General features: G+C 69.8%; 2 protein-coding genes. Both read right to left on the bottom strand.

Annotated features, from left to right (window positions below; genetic code table 11):
- On the bottom strand, window positions 1-1,011 hold a 1,011-nt coding region (locus OOT08_RS15860), incomplete at its 3' end, for an ABC transporter permease (RefSeq protein ID WP_325093803.1).
- Entirely contained in the window at window positions 1,008-1,724 is a 717-nt protein-coding gene (locus tag OOT08_RS15855; RefSeq protein ID WP_325093802.1) for an ATP-binding cassette domain-containing protein, read from the bottom strand. The genes OOT08_RS15855 and OOT08_RS15860, both read right to left, overlap by 4 nt.
- Between the last annotated feature and the right edge of the window lie 87 nt (window positions 1,725-1,811).

Raw genomic sequence — 1,811 nt, 5'->3', positions numbered from 1 at the left:
GAGCGAGCCCACGACGGCGAGGAGCAGCGTCGAGGTCACCACCGTCCCCATCTGCGCCGGGACCCCGAGGGACACCGATGCGCTGAGCGCCCCCACGGCGATGCTGCCGAGCAGGCAGGCGGCGAGGAAGAGCCCGACCGCGCTCAGGCCACCGAGGGTGGCCACCACGATGCCGGTGTATCCGTAGCCCACCGCAAAGCTTGCCGTCAGCTGATGGTTCACCCCGAACACCTGGCTTGCCCCGCCCAAGCCAGCGAGGCCCCCGGAGATCAGCGCGCTCCACGCCTGCATCCGGGGGACGGATATCCCCGAGAAGGTCGCTGCCGCGGGGGCCTGCCCCACCGCCCGGGCACGAATACCGAGCGGGGTGAGGGCGATCGTGAGCCCGGCGAGCACGATCAGGCCGACGGCGAGCGCCGCCCCCCAGTGCACGCGGGAGCCGGGGATGAGGGGGCCGAGCAGATACCCCGCGCCAAAGGAATCCGAGTCGGGGAAGCCGGTCTCCGAGTTGCGGTAGGGGCCGTTCAAGAGCCCCTGCAGGAGCAGGAGGGCCACGGGGTTGAGGAGCAGGGTGGAGACGACCTCGTCGATCCTCGCTCGGAGCTTCAGCCAGAGCGGCACGGCGGCCCAGAGGACCCCGCCGCAGATCCCAGCCATCAGGCCCAGCGGGAGCGCGAGCCAGCCGGGGAGCTCGGGGAAGGCGAGCGCGAACACGGAGGCGGTGATCGCCCCGGCGAGGAATTGCCCCTCTATGCCGATGTTGTAGTAGCCGACGCGGAACGCGATCATCGCGGCGAGTCCGGTGAACAGCAGTGGGGTCGCTGCGAGGAGGAGCTCGGCGATGCCCTGCGGGGTGGTGACCGGGGTGACGAAGTACCGTCGGAACGCGCCCAGTGGCTCCGCGCCGGCGAGGGCGATGGGGAGCGCGGTGAGCAGGAGGGTGATCGTCCCGGCGCTCAGGAGCGCGGTGAGGGTCCGGGTTGGGTTCCGCGGGACCGTGGTCAGGCTCATTGCTGGCCCGCCATCAGGAGTCCGATGCGGTCGCGGTCCAGGTCGGTGCCGCTGAGGAGCGCGCTGAGTCGCCCCGCGTAGAGGACGCCCACCCGGTCTGAGAGGGTGAGGAGTTCGTCGAGGTCCTCGGACACGATCAGGATCCCTGCTCCCGCATCGCGGAGTTTTCGAAGCCTGGCGTAGACGAAATCGCAGGACGAGATGTCGAGTCCTCGGGTGGGTTGCGAGGCGATAAACACCCGGGGTTGCCGGAACAGGGCGCGCGCCAGGAGGAGTTTTTGCAGGTTGCCCCCGGACAGCGTCCGTACGGGGTCGTTGGGGCTGGCCTTGATCGAGTACTCCGTGATGAGGTGTTCCGCGTGCGCGCGGACCCGTTTCTTCTCGAGGAAGGGGCCGCGCCGAAAGCGGTGGAGGTCTTCGATGACGAGGTTGTGTTCGACGCTGAGCCCGGGGACCACGCTCCCCTTTCGGTCTTCGGTGAGGCGTCCGAAACCCGCGTTGATCCGTTGGGTTACCCCGAGGCCGCTGAGGTCGGTGTCATCGACGACGATGGTGCCCCTGGCCCCGGGGAGGACGCCGCTCAGTGCCCGCACCAGTTCGGTTTGGCCGTTTCCGGAGACTCCGGCGATGCCGACGATTTCGCCCGGGTGAATGCTCAGGGTGACGTCGTCGAGGCGGGTGACCTGCTCGGCTGCGTAGCTCAGTCCGGACACGGTGAGCCTCGGCCGAGGCGCGTCGGGGGGCGGTTCCCGGGATTCGGGTGGCTGCTGTGTTGCGGGAGGGGTCGCCCCCGCTGGGCC

It is taken from the genome of Leucobacter sp. M11 (assembly GCF_035726885.1).
GTDB lineage: Bacteria > Actinomycetota > Actinomycetes > Actinomycetales > Microbacteriaceae > JAPFRB01.
This window is presented reverse-complemented; position numbering and strand designations above follow the sequence as displayed.